The 18351-nt window shown below is 59.8% G+C and carries 16 protein-coding genes; 7 read left to right on the top strand and 9 right to left on the bottom strand.

What is annotated here, in order from left to right:
- Positions 1-95 precede the first annotated feature (95 nt).
- Entirely contained in the window at positions 96-458 is a 363-nt protein-coding gene (locus HU754_RS16770) for a DUF6124 family protein (protein WP_186624198.1), read from the bottom strand.
- Between the two features lie 494 nt (positions 459-952).
- Here HU754_RS16770 and HU754_RS16765 point away from each other — a divergent pair, with 494 nt between their 5' ends.
- Entirely contained in the window at positions 953-1960 is a 1008-nt protein-coding gene (locus HU754_RS16765; protein WP_186624199.1) for a Rossmann-fold NAD(P)-binding domain-containing protein, read from the top strand.
- A 111-nt stretch (positions 1961-2071) separates the two neighbouring features.
- Here HU754_RS16765 and HU754_RS16760 read toward each other — a convergent pair whose 3' ends face one another.
- Positions 2072-2500 (bottom strand): hypothetical protein, encoded by a 429-nt coding sequence (locus tag HU754_RS16760; protein WP_186624200.1) that lies wholly within the window; start codon positions 2498-2500, stop codon positions 2072-2074.
- Position 2501: 1 nt separating this feature from the next.
- Positions 2502-2789: a hypothetical protein gene (locus HU754_RS16755; protein WP_095049912.1), complete on the bottom strand. Its 288-nt coding sequence runs from the start codon at positions 2787-2789 to the stop codon at positions 2502-2504.
- Between the two features lie 285 nt (positions 2790-3074).
- Between HU754_RS16755 and HU754_RS16750 the strand changes: the two genes are divergently transcribed.
- Positions 3075-3392, top strand: a complete 318-nt coding sequence (locus tag HU754_RS16750) for a DUF7677 family protein (RefSeq protein WP_186624201.1) — start codon at positions 3075-3077, stop codon at positions 3390-3392.
- A gap of 140 nt (positions 3393-3532) precedes the next feature.
- Here the strand turns inward: HU754_RS16750 and HU754_RS16745 are convergent, their stop codons facing one another.
- The gene (locus HU754_RS16745) at positions 3533-3781 is read right to left on the bottom strand and encodes a DUF6555 family protein (RefSeq protein ID WP_077572547.1); all 249 of its coding nucleotides are present in this window, start codon (positions 3779-3781) and stop codon (positions 3533-3535) included.
- Between the two features lie 195 nt (positions 3782-3976).
- Between HU754_RS16745 and HU754_RS16740 the strand changes: the two genes are divergently transcribed.
- On the top strand, positions 3977-4411 hold the full coding sequence (locus HU754_RS16740; RefSeq protein WP_186624202.1) for an HhH-GDP family DNA glycosylase: 435 nt from the start codon (positions 3977-3979) through the stop codon (positions 4409-4411).
- 44 nt (positions 4412-4455) lie between these two features.
- On the opposite strand, the gene HU754_RS16735 is transcribed toward HU754_RS16740, so the two are convergent.
- The 5 genes from HU754_RS16735 to HU754_RS16715 all read right to left on the bottom strand — a co-directional run bounded on the left by HU754_RS16735 (position 4456) and on the right by HU754_RS16715 (position 8996).
- Positions 4456-4929 carry a short chain dehydrogenase gene (locus tag HU754_RS16735; RefSeq protein ID WP_186624203.1) on the bottom strand — a complete coding sequence of 158 codons (474 nt, stop codon included), beginning with the start codon at positions 4927-4929 and terminating at the stop codon, positions 4456-4458.
- A gap of 159 nt (positions 4930-5088) precedes the next feature.
- Positions 5089-6018: an MBL fold metallo-hydrolase gene (locus HU754_RS16730; RefSeq protein ID WP_186624204.1), complete on the bottom strand. Its 930-nt coding sequence runs from the start codon at positions 6016-6018 to the stop codon at positions 5089-5091.
- Between the two features lie 54 nt (positions 6019-6072).
- Positions 6073-7275, bottom strand: coding sequence for an NAD(P)/FAD-dependent oxidoreductase (locus HU754_RS16725; protein ID WP_186624205.1), 1203 nt, complete (start codon positions 7273-7275; stop codon positions 6073-6075).
- A 217-nt stretch (positions 7276-7492) separates the two neighbouring features.
- Positions 7493-7858 (bottom strand): response regulator transcription factor, encoded by a 366-nt coding sequence (locus tag HU754_RS16720; RefSeq protein ID WP_093433326.1) that lies wholly within the window; start codon positions 7856-7858, stop codon positions 7493-7495.
- 130 nt (positions 7859-7988) lie between these two features.
- Positions 7989-8996, bottom strand: coding sequence for a GlxA family transcriptional regulator (locus HU754_RS16715; protein WP_186624206.1), 1008 nt, complete (start codon positions 8994-8996; stop codon positions 7989-7991).
- 202 nt (positions 8997-9198) lie between these two features.
- On the opposite strand from HU754_RS16715, the gene HU754_RS16710 reads away from it, so the two are divergent.
- The 4 genes from HU754_RS16710 (at position 9199) to gbdR (ending at position 18276) form a co-directional block, all read left to right on the top strand.
- Positions 9199-9870, top strand: a complete 672-nt coding sequence (locus HU754_RS16710; protein ID WP_186624207.1) for a response regulator transcription factor — start codon at positions 9199-9201, stop codon at positions 9868-9870.
- A gap of 48 nt (positions 9871-9918) precedes the next feature.
- Positions 9919-15387, top strand: coding sequence for a trifunctional serine/threonine-protein kinase/ATP-binding protein/sensor histidine kinase (locus HU754_RS16705; RefSeq protein ID WP_186624208.1), 5469 nt, complete (start codon positions 9919-9921; stop codon positions 15385-15387).
- A gap of 300 nt (positions 15388-15687) precedes the next feature.
- Positions 15688-17088 (top strand): GABA permease, encoded by a 1401-nt coding sequence (gene gabP, locus HU754_RS16700; RefSeq protein WP_186624209.1) that lies wholly within the window; start codon positions 15688-15690, stop codon positions 17086-17088.
- Between the two features lie 87 nt (positions 17089-17175).
- Entirely contained in the window at positions 17176-18276 is a 1101-nt protein-coding gene (gene gbdR, locus HU754_RS16695) for a choline metabolism transcriptional regulator GbdR (protein ID WP_186624210.1), read from the top strand.
- The last annotated feature ends 75 nt before the right edge of the window (positions 18277-18351 follow it).

Raw genomic sequence — 18351 nt, 5'->3', positions numbered from 1 at the left:
TTGCAACTGACGGCTTTTGGCCAAGAGCCGACGCCAAATGCAATCCTGATCCCTTTGTGACAGCAGCCAGAACGCCGCCACAAAGGGATTACTCATCAATCCACTGGCACAACTTTATCCAGCGCTTGATTTACCGCCAATTCGCCCAGCATTACCACTTGCGCAATGCCCAGCGCAGTTTTGCGGTGGCCTGGGTCGAGGAGGGCGGCGAAGTTGCAGAGCATTTCGGTGGCTGAACTGAGAGATTCGCTGGCGTTAACGAGCAGGGACTCGCTGTCGTAATCGGAGTTGGCCTGAAACATGGGAGCGTGTTTCTGGTCGCTGCCCATGATGCGTTGTGTTGGCGTGAGGTAGTAATCGAGGGCGCGTTCGGCGGCGTCGTTGAGTGTTCGCGAGTCTGGAAATTTGTAGGGTGAGACTGGATCGGTTTCTGGGGGATTCGGCGTTGGTTTGAACATAGATGAAGCTCCATATGGGACTTAAGGAGCCATCACCTTCGCTACCAAACGAAAGGTGGTGGCCATACGAAGGTTGGTAGACCGGCCCATATGGAAAATCCGGCGCGCCCGAGGGCGCCCTGCGCATGGCCACCATAAGACAAATGCTGAAAAGCATCTGCGCACGGTGACGTTATGCGTCATATGGAAACGGGCTACCAAACCCCATCACTGTTTTTCAGTGACCCGGAAACGATAAAACCCGCGCCCCAGACGCACAAGCCGGCGGATTCTGGCGTAGTCGTAGGCAATGGCGCAAGGCGTTGTAGCCTTAAGCAGGTAACGCGACATGTCTTTTAAACAACCATAAAAAACGCCTAAACACGGCTCATCAACACGCCGTTCAAAATCACATTCGTCGGTCCACTCTCCAGCTCAGGCAATGGCGGGGAACCCTCACGACAGGGCACGCACCAACACTAGGTTGCAACCCCAAAAGACGAGGAAGGATACCCATGTCAGTTCATCCGATTTTGTTCCTGGGCGGTTCCGGCGCCATTGGCCACCGTTCTGCCGAAGCGTTGCGTGCTGCTTATCCCGGCGTCCCGTTGCTGATCGGCGGCCGAGACCTGGCCAAGGCTGAGCAAGCCGCCGAGGAAATGGGCGGGGCGCAGGGCGTGGTCATTGACCCTGCTGCCGATGACCTTGGGCTGGGTGATCGCCCGGTCAGCGCCGTAGCGGTTTTCTATATGGATCATTCCCTTGCCGGGTTGCGTTTCGCGCAGAGGCGACGGGTGCCGCACCTGAGCATTTCTTCCGGCATTTTCGAGATAGCGCCGCAAATTGCCAATTTCATCCATCGACCTGATGCGTCGCCCATTGTGTTGGGTTACGAATGGATGGTGGGCGCGACGACCGTGGCGACGCTGCATCTTGCCAAGGCGTTTGCCCGGGTGCGCGACATCCGCATCGATGCGTTGGTCGACGAGCAGGATGGCGGCGGGCCGGCGGTGGCCAAGGATTTCGAACACCTGAACAAGATGCTGCCCGCCGCCCTGACTCGGCGCGAGGGCGATTACCTCTGGCGCGAAGGGGCGGACAAGAACGTCAGCTTCCGAGCGCTGGACGGCACGCCGATGCAAGCCAGCGGCTTCTCGTCCATTGATGTCACCGGGCTGGCGGCGGCCACCGATGCGCCAAATGTGCAGTTCAATCTATCCAGCGGGGTGAGTTCATCGCGGCGCGCGGGTCGGCCGATGTCGACCGAGATTCTTATCGAACTGCTGGGTGAGGATCATCAAGGGCGACCGTTGCACACCCGGCATGCCCTCGTTCACCCGGCAGGCGCTGCAGCGTTGACGGGGCTGAGCGTCGCCATGCTGCTGGAGCGATTGCTTGGGCTGGATGGTCAGCCGCCGACTCCGGCAGGTCTTTACTTTCCTTATCAGTTGCTTGACGCCGGTGCATATCTGCAGCGTCTGAGTGAAGAGGGTGGTGAACTGCTGGAACTGCGAGTGCAGTAACCGTTCTGCGCAACACCGCAGACCTGCCGCTCATTCAGGTCGACGGTGATGCGCGTTCACTCAACGGTTGAAACGTAAAACCGTTTTGGTGCGCCTGAACGACTCACCGAATTATTCCGAGAGCAACTTTTTACAGTCCAATAGCACGTCACCCAGGAATGGATGGATTTCCGTCGACTCCATTAAAACCAGCAACTCGGTGGCTCGTGTCCTGATTGGCATCCATTCTGCGTGATCAAAGATCAGGCGATCATTACAGTGAAATGCGGCCTCAGTAAGGCTATTGCATCGCTCCCAAATGTCTTCCAGCCGGCTCTTCACGTCCTCCGATAGCCCACTGCCGCAGATTGAAAGTACCTTTTCTATCGGGAGAATCATCTCGGACCAGACTTCACAGGCGGGGCAATCCGGGATAGTTGCCTGCTGTATGTCCGAAGCTTGAGCCAGAAACCCAAGCGCCTCGATGGCCTCGCACACGGTAAGAACCTGCTTGTACTCATTCTGGCCGTACCAAGCCCATAGCGTGGAGGAGAACCCCATATCAAACTCCAGAAAAATCCAGCCCCCGAGATCTCACATTTTCCATCGCTTCGAGAAGCTGGCCGTCGAAGTACTCGGAGCCATCTCTTTCCCGCACTTCGATGCGGTGTTTTGCCTCGATTAACAGGTGTTCGGGTGCGATATTCTGATTCAAAAAAGTAGCGACCATCAGATCGCTCAAATGCACTAGCGGTGTATCCCATGACTCCTTGCAGCGTTGCATCAGCCCGGTATGGGCATCCCCGCGCCATGGCCCTAAAAGATTCGAGACTGCCAATTCGGAGATCATTAACGTGCCTTACATGAATAGTCGAATTGCCGGACCGCCGGTGGCCAGCGCGAGACGCTACGTGGGCGTGCCGCTCGCGCATTCGGCCACAAAAAAGCATCAGGATGATAGCAAATAGATGGCGCTCCTCTTACGCTAGGTCTTCCGTTAGTCAGCCGGTAATCAGGTGCAGTCACCGTGCGTCAGGTCCTCGGCTTATACACCCCGGGCTATTGGCTTTGCTCGCTCGGGGGGATGAAAATCGCCTCTTAATCAAATCCTTAATGTTGCCTACAAGAACCTGATATGAAAAAGCTAAGTAACGATTTCAGTGGAGCACTCCGAACGTTCGCATACTTCATGGCCAGTGGAAGCCACTACATGCTCAAGGACGTGAAGTACCTCGATATGTATGGCTCAGAGCCCAGTGCGATTGAACAGGTCTTTGCGATATTTGCGAATGTCATAGAGATGGACGACGAAGGCAATGTCCTCAATTTCACTTACGCGCAAAAAAGGGCGACTGACTACCTACGGTCATATTGCGATCGGTCTTTCGAAGTAAAACCGCCTTTTGAGGACTGGGAAACCGAACTCTATGGGCCACCCAAAATCACGCACTAATGTCTAGTTTACGTGCCAGCCCGAGACATCCGCGGGATGCCCGGGTTTGTATCCGCCAGGCGTCGGCGTGGCGCTCGAGGATTCTCACGGCGACTGCCAAATCCCACCATCCAGCGTATTACCGATCTGTTTGAACATGACTAAGCCTCCGTCCAGTCCACCGTCGCTGTTTCGCGCCATTTCACCTCGGTGATACCGAACCGCTCGGCCTGGGGTTTGGAGATGACTTTCAACGGTGGTTTGCCGGGTTTTGGAATCGGCGCAATGCCGGCGTCGCAACTCGCCCAATGCCATGCGTCAGCGTTGCGCATGGTTTTTGCGCGGATGACGAATGACTTTGGCTGGCCGTGAAGTTTGTATTCGATGACGAAGATGTCGACGTTACTCATGCGCTCCTCCTTACGCTCATACGCAAATGAGTTTTGCCGACGAAAAAAATTCAAAGGATTTTCGGGAGTTCGTTTCAGGCCGCTGGTAGGTGTTTTGCTTTGAACGGTTGGAACCGGCGGCAGCCTAACGATCAAGTACTTACCAGGCAGGCAGAGGACGAAAAATCCCCACGATTTCAACTCCGGAGGTTAGCGGTGAACAAGACCATCAGCGCCAGGGATTTGAACATTCAGCTTAAGCACAACGATGACGGTGGCTTGTTCAAATGGCTGCTCGCGAGCTTCTTGATGGGCAAGCGGATACAGGCTGAAATCGCCGCCGAAGCGTATCGGGTGATTGCCGATAAACACGGGCGCGATACGCCGCGTAAACTGGCTGCGTGCAGCCATCGTGAACTGGTCGCGATGCTAGGGGAGGCGCATTACGTGCGTTACGACGAAACCACTGCCGTGCGGCTGCACGCCTTGGCACGCAAGCTTAACGACGAGTACGCGGGCAAGGTCAGCCATATGATCGAGGCAAGCCCTGATCGCCAGGCATTCGAGAAGCGACTGGCGGAGTTCGATGGCATCGGCCCGAAGACCGTGGAAATCTTCATGCGCGAAGCCAGCGCTTTAATCAGCCTTTGATCGCGGGCCGTAAAAAAACGGTCACCGCCCGCGTCGTGCAAAGCCTATTTGACTCGACGGTCAGAACGATTGATCGCCAACAAGCACAGCCCTACCAGCAATGCCGCGCCTGCAACCAACAGCGCAGAAGGTTGCATCGGCTGGCGGCCGGCTGTTGTATGCCACTGCGATAACGTCAGAGGTCGGGTTTCAACGGTCCCTTCGTCAAACGTCCGCAATGGTGAAACGGCTTCTGCCTGAAACGGCATTTCCTCGATGCTCAGACGCAACCCATCCGCCAGTTCCAGTGTCCGCGCGGTAATCGTGCCAACGATTCTGCCCGGATAAACCGGCTCGCCATTGGGATCGAGTTGGTCATACAGGAAATTCTGTCCTTCAAGCCAGCCGACGGCCGTCTGCAACTCGGGGCCCAGGTAATACTTGCCATCGAGGAAAAATCCAGGAAATTGCGGCGCGCGCTCGACGCTTTCAATGCAGTAACGCTCACCCGGTTTCATACCGGTTTCAGGGGCAATCATGGTCAATCCCTCCACTGTAGGTTCAGTGGTAGAGAACAAGGATCGACCGTCGTTCCATGTAAAGGAGGAAAGGTAGCGGTTGTCCCGGAACGGACCTGTAACAGGCGAAAACAACTTCGCCCGACCAAGGCCGGGCGAAGCGGTGTGGCGCTAGCTCAATCAGTAATCCCAGATCGCCGGAATCCAGCGGAACGCCTCGCCATTGACGGCAACGCGGCCGACCGACGGGAAGGGCAGATGTGTGGCGACAAACAGTTCGCCACTGGCCGCTGCTTCCTGCAGCAGGCGCACGCGCACGCGCACCGCTTCATCAGGATCGTGCTCGAAGCCGTTGTGCCAGTCCGGATGGTCGAAGGCAACCGGGAACAGGGCGTCGCCGGCGAAAGTCAGGCGTTCGGCGCCGGAGGTCACGTAGACCACGCAGTGGCCCGGGGTGTGGCCGCCAGTGAGTTTTGCGACCACGCCGGGGGCGACTTCGAACGCGTCCTCGAAGATATGCAGTTTGCTTTGGTATTGCTGGATGAAGGCGTTGGCGGTGGAGCGCAGCACGTCCGGCACAGGCGCGGGCATGTCGGTGCTGGTGAAGTCCGGCGAGGTCCAGAAGTCGACTTCGGTGGCGGTGACGTGGATGCGCACGTCGTCGTGCAGACGATTTTTCACCGTCTCGACGAGTAAGCCGCCGATGTGGTCCATGTGCATGTGCGTGATGACAATATCGGTGACGTCCGCGAGGTCGATACCGGCCGCCGCGAGGCGTTTGGGAAACTGCCCGGCGCGAGGGAAACCGGGAAATTGTCCGCCGAGGCCGGCGTCGACGAGGATCACCTGTTCGCCGCTGCGCACCACCAGCACATTGAGTGCCCAGTCGAACGCGTCGGGACCCAGATACATCTCTTTGAACCACGCGGCGCGCTCGGCGGGATCGGCGTTGGTCGACATGGTTTGGGTCGGCAGCGGCAGGACGCCGTCGCTGATTACCATCACGTCGATGTTGCCGAGGCGCAGCGCGTAGCGCGATGGCACCAGCTCTTCGGTCGGGGTTTGCAGGGTGGCGTTGTGGGCGGTGAAGGATTCCAGATGCATGGTCATGGTGTTCTCCTTTTTATCAGGCAAGACATCGGTTCTTGGACAATTGGGGCGAGATCAGGCCACCGGAATCATCGGGTCGGCAGCGGCGAGGGCGGTGCGACGGTCAGCGGCCGGCGGGTAGATCCACACACTGTTGATTTGCGTCTTCAGTTCCTTGGCTTCGGCTTTCACCAGCTTCAGTTGGCGATCCCAGCCTTCGGTGTACACCGCGCCCCAAGCACCCAAATCGAGGCAGGTCACGTACTTCGGCTGACGGTAGGTGGTCGGCGTCACGCCAAGCAGATCAGCAATGGCGTTGTTGCCGGCATGACGACCAAGGCTGATCGCGTGCTGGCAGGACATCACCGAGATATTGCCGACGTCGTCGGTGGCAGCACGGGCGACATCGCCGGCGGCGAACACGTGCTCAAGACCTTGCACTTTGAGATTGCCGTCGACGTGCAGACGCCCCTGGCCATCGCGTCCGGCATTGAGCTGTTCGGTCAGTGGACTGGCGCGGAAACCCACGGTCCAGATCACGGTATTGCTCTCGATGTGGCGACCGTCGGCGAGGGTGACGCCGTTGGCATCCACGGCGGCGACCGTGGCGTCGATGATCCACTCGATGCCCAGTTCTTTTGACGCTTCGATGATGGACGGACGGATGCCGTCGCCCATGGTCGCGGCGATGTCTTTGCTGCGATCAACGATGATCACTCGAATGTCTTGCAGCTCGCCGAGAATGGCGCGCAGACGGTTCGGCATTTCGGTCGCGGTTTCGATACCGGTGAAGCCACCACCGGCGATGACCACGGTGTTGCGCGCGGCGCTGGCCGGTTGGCTGGCCAGCGCGTGCAGGTGGCGCTCCAGGCGTGCCGCCGACTCGATCTGGTCGACGTCGAACGCATTCTCTTTCAGGCCCGGCACTGGCGGACGCGCCAGTTGACTGCCGCTGGCCAGCACCAGGCGATCGTAAGTCAGCTCACCCGGGCGACCGGCCTCATCGCGATAACCGACACGGCGTGCCTGGCTGTCAATGCTCTCGGCGGTGCCTTTGACGAAACGCACACCCACGGCAGCGAGCAGCGCATCCAGCGGCGCGTACATGCTGTGGACATCGGGTTCGTAGAAGCGCGGACGGATGCGCAGTTCGGCTTGCGGGGCGAGCAGTGTGATCTCCACATCGTGGCGGTCATGCATATCCAGCAAACGCGCGGCGCTCAACGTGCTCCACAGCCCGCCGAACCCCGCACCGATCACCAATAATTGCTGTTTCATAATGTGCTCCCTGATGCTGATGGATGGATAACCCGAGTTTTTTCCGACACTGGCGTGATGATCACTGGCCGCCGCAAACTGCTTGCCGTACTGCATGGCGTTTAATCGTCCGCTGTCGAAATCAATGCTATGGCGTGGGCGCTGCGGGCGCAGTTGTCCATCGGTGTGTGCGGATTACGCATGGGTCGAAGGGCGGTATACGAAGGTATCGAACACGCTACAGAGGACGGTTCAGGGCAAAGTCGATGTGGTTGAGAAGGGTGTCGGGCGGGAAGGGTTTGGGCAGACAAGCGATGACGCCGGGCGCGCGGGTGTGGAATTCTTCGGGATGGGCGGTGACGAAAATCACCGGAATGCGCCAGCCTTGTGCGCGTAATGCTTCGTGCAGTTGCGGGCCGCTCATGCCAGGCATCTGGATATCGGAGATCAGGCAGTGTGTCTGCGCCGGGCTTTTTGACTCAAGGAATGCCTGCGCGCCCGGATAGGTGAACACCTGATAACCGAAGGCGCGAAGCAAACCTGCGAGTGCATCGCGAATGGCCTCGTCGTCGTCAACCACCGCAATGACAACCTTATGCTGCATAGGGCTCCCTGGCCGGACGGGCACATATCGCGACTCCTGTCGTTCTTGCACCATACGCCGTCGGCACCGGCGCAAAACTATACCTAGGTATAGTCCGTGGAGACTTTTTGAGCGTCAGCGGTTTTCGGCATCAACCTTCGCGGCTGAAGCGGCTGCGGTAGTCGCGCGGTGAAATCGACAGGTGACGCTGGAAGCAGGCGCGCAGCCGCTCTTCATCACCGAAGCCGCAAAGACGCGCAACCTTGTCGATGGTGTGCGCCGAGTTCTCCAGCATGCGCCTGGCCGCTTCGAGGCGGAACAGTTCGATGGCTTTGGACGGCGTGCGCCCGGTGCTCTGCTTGTAGACGCGGGTGAAATTGCGCAGGCTCATTTTCGCCTGTTCGGCGAGTCGCTCTACAGTCAACTTCGGATCGTCGAGGTGATCGATCAGCCACAAGTGCAACGGGTCGAACTGCGGGCTGTCCTGCACCTGCGCTTGCAGCAATGTGCTGTATTGCGCCTGACCACCGGGGCGCTTGAGGTACACCACTAGCTCGCGGGCAACCTGCAACGCCACTTCGCGGCCGTAATCGGCCTCGACCAGCGCTAAGGCCAGATCGATACCGGCCGTGACCCCCGCCGAGGTCCAGACCTTGCCCTGCTGGATGAAGATCGCATCGGCATCCACGTCGATCGCCGGGAAGCGCTCGCGCAGGTTGTCGCACATGGCCCAGTGCGTGGCGGTGCGGCAGCCGTCGAGCAAACCGGACTGGGCCAGCAGGAAAGCGCCGCTGCACACCGACACCACTCGCCTCGCGACAGGGGCATTACGCCGCAACCACGCGGTAAGTTCGGCGTGCTCGTCGAGGGTCTGGCAGATATCGGGTGCGCCGGGTACGACGAGGGTGTGCAGCGCGGCAATGTCCAATTCGCGCAGCGCTCGGGTGTCCACGGCCAAACCTTCAACGGTATTGACCAAACCACCCTCAAGGCTGGCGGTGTGCAACTGATAACCGGGTTGGCATCTTTCGGCCAAGGCTTTGCTCGCGGCCCAGAACACCGTTTGCGCGCCACTGAGGTCGAGCAGGCTCATTCGCGGGTAGGCAATAAACACCACGTCGCGCGGTTCGGGCGTAGCGGTGAAGGGAATGCTGGACATTGAAATCCTGCCTGTTCAAACGGCTGAAGAAGGAGGGGAAAGGGCATGGCCGATTTTCAGGGGTTTCTGGCCTGTCGGCAATGCGCGTCGACTGCTAGCCTGCTGCGCGACCGTTTGGCTGGCCTCTGGCTGCGTTCGCCATCATGGACTAGATTTATTCACCTGCACATCGCACGCGTTGCGATCTCGCCGAGGACTCACGATGACCCTGTGGTCGCATTCCAGCCCCAGCGCAGCCCCGTGCGTGCTGAGGGAACCGGTGGTTTATGTGGTCGACGACGACGCCTCCATGCGTCAGGCCCTCGACGGTTTGCTGCGTTCGATCGGCCTGCAGGTGCAGACCTTCGAAACGTCCCGTGACTTCCTCGCTTCGGCCAAACGCGACGTGCCCGGTTGTCTGGTGCTCGATGTGCGTTTGCGCGGTGAAAGTGGCCTGACCTTTCAGGAGCAAATGGAAAAAAACGGCCTGCGCATTCCCGTCGTGTTCATGACCGGTCACGGCGATATCGCCATGAGCGTGAAGGCGATGAAGGCCGGCGCGGTGGATTTCCTGGCCAAGCCTTTTCGTGATCAGGACATGCTCGATGCGGTGGCCAGTGCTTTGGCCCGCGACAGTGCGCGACTGCTCGCCGAACAATCCGGCGCGGCGTTGCGTCAAGCCTACGAAACATTGACGGCACGTGAGCGCGAAGTGCTCGGTTTCGTCATTGGCGGGCTGATGAACAAGCAGATCGCCGCGCAACTCAACCTCAGCGAAGTGACGGTGAAAGTCCATCGCGGGCAGGTCATGAGGAAACTCGCTGCACGTTCGGTCGCCGATCTGGTGCGTATTGCCGAATCGCTGGGCATCGAGCCGGCGCGGCGGACAAGCTGAACCGAGCTTCAGCGCGTGACAGAAACCCCTTTGACGGTGTCGACTCCGATGGCCAGCAAACAACAGATTTTGTGGGACGACGGCGAGCGGGTGTTCTCCCGCAAACGAGGACAGGGGGAGGGCGCCAGCGTGCTGATAGTGCGTCCGGCAATCGCTCAGCCGTTGCCTGCAACCCTCGACCGACTGGCGCATGAATACGGCCTCAAAGACGCTCTGCACAATGAATGGGCGCTGCAACCGCAAGCCCTTGAACGCGCGGGCGGAACCGCGCACTTGTTATTCGACGACCCCGGCGGCGAGCCGCTGTCGCGTTTGCTGATCACGCCGCTGGACACTGAAACCTGCCTGTTGCACGCAATCAACATAGCCGTAGCGCTTGGCCGTTTACACCTGTGCGGGCTGGTGCACAAGGATCTCAAACCGCAGCACATCCTTGTCAACTGCCACGACGGACAAGCCCGGTTGATGGGGTTCGGTCTGGCCTCGCGACTGCCGCGCGAACGTCAGGCCCCCGCGCCGCCAGAAACCATTGCCGGGACCCTGGCCTACATGGCGCCGGAACAAACCGGTCGAATGAATCGTTCGATTGATTCGCGCAGCGATTTGTATGCCTTTGGTGTGACGCTGTACCAGATGCTTACCGGCTCGCTGCCGTTCAACGCCAACGACCCGATGGAGTGGGTGCATTGCCACATTGCGCGGCAACCGATGCCTGCATGCGAACGCGTGGCCACGGTGCCGTTGATGCTCTCGCGGGTAGTCATGAAACTGCTCGCCAAGACCGCCGAAGCGCGCTACCAAACCGCCGCCGGCGTCGAGCATGACTTGCGTCGTTGTCTGGACGACTGGCGTCGGGCGCGGCGGATCGATGTGTTCACGTTGAACGAGCAGGGCGCGATCGATCGCTTGCTGATCCCGGAAAAGCTCTACGGTCGTGAACGCGAAGTGCAAACCCTGATCGATGCTTTCGCCCAGGTGGTGCGGGCTCCTTCGCCGAAGCTGGTGCTGGTGTCCGGTTACTCCGGCATTGGTAAATCCTCGGTGGTCAGTGAACTGCACAAAGTGCTGGTGCCGTCGCGGGGATTGTTCGCCGCTGGCAAGTTCGATCAGTACAAGCGCGACATCCCCTATGCGACGCTGGTCCAGGCCTTTCAAGGATTGGTGCGAACGCTGCTGGGCAAGCGTCGCGAGGTGCTCGCTGACTGGCGCGCGGCGTTGTTGCAGGCACTGTCACCGAATGCACGGTTGATGACCGAGCTGATCCCGGAACTCAAGTTGATTATCGGTGAGCCGCCAGCGGTGCCGGAGCTTGAACCGCAGCAGGCGCAGCAGCGCTTCATGGCGGTGTTGCAGCGCTTCATCGGCGTGTTTGCTCGGCCGGAACATCCGTTGACGCTGTTTCTCGATGATTTGCAATGGCTCGACGCAGCGACCCTCGATCTGCTCGAAGATCTGCTGACCCGCTCGGAGCTTGGGCATTTGCTGCTGGTGGGCGCGTACCGCAATAACGAGGTCGATGCCGACCACCCGCTCAGCGGCAAACTCAAAGTGCTGCGTAATGGCGGCGTGCATATCGACGAGATCTGCCTGACCTCGCTGGCCAGCGTGCACATCGAGCAACTGATCGCAGAATCCCTGCGCTGCCCACCCGCGAGCATCGTTGCCCTGGCGCGCCTGGTGCTGGAAAAGACCGGCGGCAATCCGTTTTTCGTCATCCAGTTTCTTCACGCGTTGGCCGAAGAACAGCTGCTGATCTACGACCACCAATTCAACCGTTGGCGCTGGGATCTGGCACTCATCAACGCCAAGGGCTACACCGATAACGTGGTCGATCTGATGGTTGGCAAACTGGCGCGTCTGCCGTTGGACACGCGTCAGGCCCTGCAACAATTGGCCTGCCTGGGCAACGTAGCGCGCATTGACACGCTGGCCACCGTGCTCGACCTGCCGACGGCGCGGGTGCACGCGGCGCTCTGGCCGGCGGTGCGCCAGGAACTGGTGGAGTTTCACGACGGTACTTGTGCGTTTGTCCATGACCGTATCCACGAGGCGGCATACTCACTAACCGCGGAAACCGAACGTGCGCAAACTCATCTGCGTATCGGCCGTTTGCTCGCCCTGCAGACGCCAGCGGAGGGGCGTGAAGACGCGATCTTCGAAATCGTCGGGCAACTCAATCGCGGCGCCAGTCTGATCAGCGCGCGGGCCGAACGCGAACAGCTGGCCGAATTCAACCTGCTCGCAGGTCAGCGTGCCAAGGCTTCGACCGCTTACACCTCAGCATTGAGCTACTTGGGCACGGGTGCTGCGTTGCTCGGCGAGCACGGTGATGACCGTCGCCATGAACTGGGGTTTGCTCTGGAGCTGAACCGCGCCGAGTGCGAATTTCTCACTGGGCAACTGGCACTGGCCGATGCGCGCCTGACTGCCCTGGCCGAGCGCGTCGAGACCACGGTAGAGCGGGCGGCAGTCACCTGTTTGTTGATGGATGTCTGCCTGCTGCTCGACCGCAGTGACCGTGCGGTGAATGTGTGCCTGACGTATTTACGTCAGGTCGGTATCGACTGGACGGCGCATCCGGACGATCAGCAGGTGCGCGCCGAATACCACCAGATCTGGAGACAACTGGGTGAGCGCAGCATCGAGCAGTTGATCGACCTGCCACTGATGGAGGATCCGGCCACGCTGGTGACACTGGATGCGTTGAGCAAACTGTTGGCCCCGGCGTTGCAGTCCGATGCGAACCTCGCCTGCCTGACCATATGCAAAGCCGTTAACCTGAGCCTGGAGCACGGTAATTGCGACGCCTCCTGCATGCTCTACGCCAATGTTGTGCGGGTTGCCGGGCGGCGCTTCGGCGATTATGCCAGCGGTTACCGCTTTGGCCGCTTGGGCTGCGATCTGGTCGACCGCCGTGGCCTTGCGCAATACGAAGCGCGTACCTACCTGTGCTTTTCGATCTTCGTGGTGCGCTGGATGCGCCCGGTGCGCGAGTGCCGCGAATTGCTGCGGCGTGCGCTCAGCGCCGGCAACCGCACCGGCGATTTGCCCTATGCAGCCTACGCTGGCAATAGCCTGATTTCCGACTTGCTGTTCATTGGCGAGCCGCTGGCGGAAGTGCAGGTGCAGGCTGAAACGGGTCTGGCTTACTCGCAAAGAATCCGCTTCGGTCTGGTGATCAGTTTCATGAGTTGCCAACGGGCACTGATCCGCATGTTGCGAGGGCAGACCCCGGTGTTTGGCAGTTTCAATGATGAAGAATTCGATGAGACACGCTTTGAGGCGAACCTCGCTGCTCCGGACCTGGCCTTGGCTCGGGGCAAGTACTGGGTGCGCAAGTTGCAGGCGCGTTATCTGGCCGGGGATTACGCAGCGGCCGCCGATTGCGCGGCGCAGGCCCGGGAACTGTTGTGGGTGATCTCCTCGTTTTTTGAAGAGGCCGAATTTCACCTTTACGCAGCGTTAACGTTGGCTGCCCACGGCGAAGCCGATACCGACCGACTGCAACGCTTGGGCGAGCACCACGATCAACTGCAAACCTGGGCGCAACAGTGTGCGGAAACCTTCGCCAGTCAGACGGCGCTGGTCGCAGCCGAAATCGCTCGGGTCACCGGGCAGTTGATCGAAGCCGAGATGCTGTACGAGCAAGCGATTCAGTTGGCCAGGGACAACGGCTTTGTGCATGTCGAAGCCTTGGCCAACGAACTCGCAGCGCGGTTCTACAGTGCCCGTGGTCTGAGCAAAATCGCCCGCCTGTACCTGCAAGATGCGCGCTACGGTTACTTGCGCTGGGGGGCAGAGGGCAAGGTGCGGCAACTGGAGCTACAGCACCGTTATCTGCGCAATGAAGATACGGTGCCCGGTCCGACTGCGACCATCGCCACCCCGGTCGAGCATCTGGATCTGGCCACGGTTCTCAAGGTGTCCCAGGCCGTTTCAGGCGAGATCGTGCTGGATCGACTGATCGAAATGGTCATGCGCACCGCTATCGAACAGGCTGGCGCCGAGCATGGCCGGCTGATTCTGATCGAAGGCGAGGCGCCGTATATCGCCGCGAAAACCAGTGTCGGTGACGACAGCGCGCTGCTTTGCCATGAGCCGGTAAGTTCATCGATGCTGGCCGAATCGGTGCTCTACCAGACCCTGCGCACCGGTGAAAATCTGTGTCTGGACGATGCCGTCGCCGATCCGGCATTTGCCGCTGATCTGTACATTCATCAACGCGGCGCTCGCTCGATCCTGTGCCTGCCGTTGATGAATCAGGGCCGGATTGCCGGGGCGCTGTACCTGGAGAACAATCTATCTGCGGGTGTGTTCAGTCCGGCGCGCATTGCCGTATTGCGATTGGTGGCTTCGCAGGCGGCGATCTCGCTGGACAACGCGCGGCTGTATCGAGACGTCGCCGAGCGCGAGGCGAGGATTCGCCGGTTGGTCGACGCCAATATCATCGGCATCATCGTCTGGAGTGTCGACGGTGAAATCATTGAGGCCAACGACGCGTTCCTGCGCATGGTCGGTTACGAGCGCGACGATCTGCTGTCAGGCAGGGTGCATTGGCGCGACATGACACCGCCGCCACTGCGCATGAAAAGTGAAGCCGCGCTGGCGACGGCAATCCGCACCGGGCGCGCCCAGCCGTTCGAGAAGGAATACATCCGCAAGGACGGCACTCGCCTGCCGGTGATCGTCGGTCTGGCCGCATTCGAAGCCAGTCAGCAGCAGGGCGTGGCCTTCGTGCTTGACCTGAGCGAACGCAAACAGGCCGAAGAGCAAGTGCGCGAAGGCGAGCGCCGATATCGCCAGGTACAAGCGGAACTGGCCCACGCTAATCGCGTGGCGACCATGGGCCAGTTGGCAGCGTCCATTGCCCATGAAGTCAACCAGCCAATCGCCGCCACCGTGATCAATGCCAACGCGGCGTTGCGCTGGCTCGGCGCGCAACCGCCGAACACCGATGAAGTTGAACAGGGCCTCAGACGCATCATCAACGACGGTAACCGCGCGGCCGACGTGCTCGGACGTATCCGCGCATTGATCCGCAAAACACCGCCGCAACGACATCCGGTGGACCTCAACGCGGTAGTGGGCGAGATGGTCGGGTTTACCCGGGGTGAAGCGGCCCGCTATGGCGCGGCGGTCACCACGCGCCTTGTCAACGATTTGCCTGCCGTGCTGGTTGACCGCGTCGAGCTGCAACAGGTGCTGCTCAATCTGATCATCAACGGTCTGGAGGCCATGGCGGTGATCGAGGAGGGCGAGCGTCGGTTAATCATTGTCAGCGAGTCTGTCGGGAAAGACGTGCGGATTGTCGTAAGCGACTCGGGACCGGGATTTGCCTGCGATCAGGTGGAGGAGGTTTTCACCGCGTTCTACACCACCAAAGTCACCGGGTTGGGGATGGGGTTGTCGATCTGCCGGTCGATCATCGAAGCCCATGGCGGTCACTTGTGGGCGGAGGCGAACGCGCCGTGTGGGGCGCGTGTGGTGTTTACGTTGCCGGGGTGTGCGGGGAGGTGAGGGCGAGATGAGGGTATCTGTCGTCAGATACTGGGTGACTTATCGGTATTCATTGCGACCGATTGGTTTCGATATGTCGATATCAGACACAACCATGACGCAATCAGGCTACTGAATCATCTGACAGGCCGGGTAAGGTGACGCGTCTTCACATCAAAATAATCCCATCCAGATCATGGGGTTGATAAGAACTGCGGCGGTTGAAGGGGGCTTCTTTCGGGGGGCTCGGCAGGCAACGACAGTGCTCGATTGCCTTGGTCAACTCGCTAGAATGTCGTTCAGCAGAGAATAAAAAAACCAATGATCAGCCCGAACTCAACGGATTCGAGTAGCCAATTGGCGCAGGGCTTCAAGCCTCGTCACGTCACTATGTTGTCCATTGCCGGGATTATCGGCGCCGGATTGTTCGTAGGTTCAGGACATGCCATTGCGGCGGCGGGGCCGGCGGTTCTGCTGGCTTATCTGTTCTCCGGTTTGCTCGTTGTGCTGGTCATGCGCATGCTCGGTGAGATGGCGGTGGCTAACCCCGACACTGGCTCGTTCTCGACCTATGCCGATCAAGCCATCGGACGCTGGGCTGGCTTCACTATCGGCTGGTTGTACTGGTGGTTCTGGGTGTTGGTGATTCCCATCGAAGCGCTCGCCGCCGGGCATGTGCTGAACCAATGGTTTCCGCAGGTCGATGCCTGGCTGTTCGCGTTGGGCTCGATCATTGCGCTGGTGGTGACCAACCTGTTCAGCGTGGCCAAGTACGGTGAATTCGAGTTCTGGTTCGCCATGGCCAAGGTCGTGGCGATCATTGGTTTTATCGGTGTTGGTTTTGCCGTGTTGATGGGCTGGATTCCCGACAGAGAAGTCAGCGGTTTGAGCGGGCTGATGGCCGAGCACGGTGGGTTTGCACCCAACGGCTTGTCAGCGGTGGTCGGTGCGTTCATCACCATCATGTTCAGCTTCATCGGTACCGAAGCGGTGACCATCGCCGCCGCCGAATCGAATGACCCGTCGCGAAACATTGCCAAGGCCACCCGTTCGGTGATCTGGCGTATCGGCGTGTTTTACCTGCTGTCGATCTTCGTGGTGATCTCCGTGGTGCCCTGGAATGATCCGTTGCTGGCCTCGGTCGGCTCTTATCAGCGCGCTCTGGAAATCATGAACATTCCCCACGCCAAATTCATGGTCGACGTCGTCGTGCTGATTGCCGTGGCCAGTTGCATGAACTCCTCGATCTACATTGCTTCGCGGATGCTGTACTCGCTGGGCCGGCGTGGCGATGCACCGAAAGCGCTGAAGGCGACCTCTTCCGAAGGTGTGCCGCGCGCAGCGGTTATCGCCAGCACCGTGCTCGGTGCGTCGATCACTGTGTGGAGTTACTTCATGCCTGCCGGGCTGTTTGAATTCCTGCTGGCCAGCTCCGGAGCGATTGCCCTGTTGGTGTACCTCGCCATCGCGGTGTCGCAGTTGCGCATGCGGCGGATATTGCAACAGCGCAACGTCGAGCTGACCTTCCGCATGTGGCTGTTTCCCTGGTTGACGTGGCTGGTGATCGTATTCATCTGCGCCGCGCTGGCGGTGATGATGATCACCCCGCAACACCGCACTGAAGTCACGACAACCATTGGCCTGGCGCTGGCGATTTCCTTCATTGGCCTGTTGACGTCGCGTCATCCCGCGCCAGCGGCGAGGGTCACGTCGGTGGGGTAGGCGGTTGCGCCGAACCTGATACTCCCTCCACTTATGTCGGAGGGAATGGCAGACGCCTGCGTCGCGACCGATTTTTATGAGGCCATGATGTCATCGACCCCCTCCGTAGCCGACGGTACAACCCAATCCGTAGGGTTTTTGCTGTTGGACAAATTTACCCTGATGTCATTGGCGTCCGCCGTCGAGCCATTGCGCATGGCCAATCAACTGACGGGGCGAACGCTGTATCGCTGGCATACCTTCAGCCCCAATGGCGCGGCGGTCTGGGCCAGCGATGGCGTGCCGATCACCCCGGATGGGTCGTGGAGCAATCCCTCCGTGGCGGACACGGTTATCGTCTGCGGTGGCGTCGGCATCCAGAGCGCAATTACCCGCGAGCACACGACGTGGCTGCAAGCCTTGGCGCGACAGTCCAAGCGCTTGGGCGGGGTGTGCACCGGTAGCTGGGCGCTCGCCAAAGCCGGGTTGCTCGACGGCTACGAGTGCAGCGTGCACTGGGAATTTCTGGCGGCGATGCAGGAAGCTTTTCCGCGCGTCAATGTCAGCACCAGTCTGTTTACCCTCGACCGCAACCGCTTCACCAGCTCCGGCGGCACCGCGCCGCTGGACATGATGCTGCGCCTGATTGCGCGCGATCATGGTCGTGAACTGGCCACCGCCATCTCCGAGATGTTCGTCTACGAACGCATCCGCAATGAGCAGGATCACCAACGCGTACCGCTCAAGCATGTGGTCGGCACGCATCAGCCCAAGCTGCAAGAAGTGGTGGCGTTGATGGAGGCCAATCTTGAGGAGCCGATCGACCTGGATAACCTGGCCGAATACGTCGACCTGTCACGTCGACAGCTGGAGCGGCTATTTCAGAAATACCTGCAATGCACGCCGTCGCGTTACTACCTGAGGTTGCGGCTGATTCGCGCACGACAACTGCTCAAGCAGACGTCCCTGTCGATCGTTGAGCTGGCGTACGTGTGCGGGTTCGTCTCAACGCCGCATTTCTCCAAATGCTACCGCGAGCACTTTGGCGTGCCGCCGAGTGATGAGCGCTCCGGCTCTGAGATGAGTCGCAAACCGGTAGCGCAGCCGTCAACAATCAAGCCGCTGACGACGCTCGACCAAGCGCGCAACGAATCGACGTTTGCCAGTGTTCGAATGATGGAACGTGGCGATCTGGCGTCCACGGGATGATCGGTCGGTCCTGCTTCGACAGTTGATCACTGGAGATTCCACATCCGTATAGTTCTTGCTCCATCAGACGATTGC

The sequence above is a fragment of the Pseudomonas zeae genome (assembly GCF_014268485.2).
Taxonomy (GTDB): Bacteria; Pseudomonadota; Gammaproteobacteria; order Pseudomonadales; family Pseudomonadaceae; genus Aquipseudomonas; species Aquipseudomonas neuropathica.
This window is presented reverse-complemented; position numbering and strand designations above follow the sequence as displayed.

Coding starts and splice junctions, on each gene's coding strand:
- HU754_RS16770 (WP_186624198.1), bottom strand. CDS start 458: ATGTTCAAACCAACGCCGAATCCCCCAGAAACCGATCCAGTCTCACCC.
- HU754_RS16765 (WP_186624199.1), top strand. CDS start 953: ATGTCAGTTCATCCGATTTTGTTCCTGGGCGGTTCCGGCGCCATTGGC.
- HU754_RS16760 (WP_186624200.1), bottom strand. CDS start 2,500: ATGGGGTTCTCCTCCACGCTATGGGCTTGGTACGGCCAGAATGAGTAC.
- HU754_RS16755 (WP_095049912.1), bottom strand. CDS start 2,789: ATGATCTCCGAATTGGCAGTCTCGAATCTTTTAGGGCCATGGCGCGGG.
- HU754_RS16750 (WP_186624201.1), top strand. CDS start 3,075: ATGAAAAAGCTAAGTAACGATTTCAGTGGAGCACTCCGAACGTTCGCA.
- HU754_RS16745 (WP_077572547.1), bottom strand. CDS start 3,781: ATGAGTAACGTCGACATCTTCGTCATCGAATACAAACTTCACGGCCAG.
- HU754_RS16735 (WP_186624203.1), bottom strand. CDS start 4,929: ATGATTGCCCCTGAAACCGGTATGAAACCGGGTGAGCGTTACTGCATT.
- HU754_RS16730 (WP_186624204.1), bottom strand. CDS start 6,018: ATGACCATGCATCTGGAATCCTTCACCGCCCACAACGCCACCCTGCAA.
- HU754_RS16725 (WP_186624205.1), bottom strand. CDS start 7,275: ATGAAACAGCAATTATTGGTGATCGGTGCGGGGTTCGGCGGGCTGTGG.
- HU754_RS16720 (WP_093433326.1), bottom strand. CDS start 7,858: ATGCAGCATAAGGTTGTCATTGCGGTGGTTGACGACGACGAGGCCATT.
- HU754_RS16715 (WP_186624206.1), bottom strand. CDS start 8,996: ATGTCCAGCATTCCCTTCACCGCTACGCCCGAACCGCGCGACGTGGTG.
- HU754_RS16710 (WP_186624207.1), top strand. CDS start 9,199: ATGACCCTGTGGTCGCATTCCAGCCCCAGCGCAGCCCCGTGCGTGCTG.
- HU754_RS16705 (WP_186624208.1), top strand. CDS start 9,919: ATGGCCAGCAAACAACAGATTTTGTGGGACGACGGCGAGCGGGTGTTC.
- gabP (WP_186624209.1), top strand. CDS start 15,688: ATGATCAGCCCGAACTCAACGGATTCGAGTAGCCAATTGGCGCAGGGC.
- gbdR (WP_186624210.1), top strand. CDS start 17,176: ATGTCATCGACCCCCTCCGTAGCCGACGGTACAACCCAATCCGTAGGG.